1 protein-coding gene is annotated in these 659 nt (G+C 75.1%); it reads right to left on the minus strand.

Features of this window, described 5'->3' with window-relative positions; genetic code table 11:
- The coding region (locus AE652_RS42615) for an MgtC/SapB family protein (RefSeq protein ID WP_049661712.1) at positions 1-609 on the minus strand (609 nt) is incomplete at its 3' end.
- Positions 610-659 lie beyond the last annotated feature (50 nt).

Below are 659 nucleotides of genomic sequence, written 5' to 3' on the forward strand. Positions count from 1 at the left end.
GATCGCGACGGTGGCCCGCAGGCTGGTGGCGTCGCCGTTGTCGGTGCGGCGGGCGCGCAGGCCGGTGGGGGCGAGTCCGGAGGCGGTGAGGGCCTGGAGCAGCAGGGCCCGGATGTGGGTCTCGGACTTGCGGTCGCATTCCAGGTGGACGGTGGCGCGGGTGGTGGAGTCGGGGTCGCTGCCGGCCTGCGGGGCCCGGTCGAGGAGTCGGCCGGCGGGGCGCAGGACCAGGTGGACGACGAGGACGGCGAGTGTGCCGAGGACGGCGAACCGCAGTTCGCCGGAGGCGGCGAGGACTCCGACGGCGGCCGAACACCAGAGTGTGGCGGCGGTGTTGAGGCCGCGTACGCCGGCGCCGTCGCGCAGGATGACGCCGCCGCCGAGGAAGCCGATGCCGGAGACGACGTAGGAGGCGACCCGGGTGGGGCTGGCGGCGTCGCCGACGGCCTCGCTGTAGAGCACGAACAGGGTGGCGCCGGCGGCGACCAGGGCGTTGGTGCGCAGGCCGGCCATCCGGGCCCGCCACTGGCGTTCGACGCCGATCAGCGCGCCGCAGGCGACGCCGGTGGCGAGCCGTACCAGGAAGTCGACGGTGGTCAGGGTGTGCACGACGGCACCTCCTTCACGGGAGGAGGGGTACGGACGGTGGCACGCGGTCG

Origin of the sequence: Kitasatospora sp. MY 5-36 (assembly GCF_001182915.1) — a bacterium.
Classification (GTDB): Bacteria; Actinomycetota; Actinomycetes; order Streptomycetales; family Streptomycetaceae; genus Kitasatospora.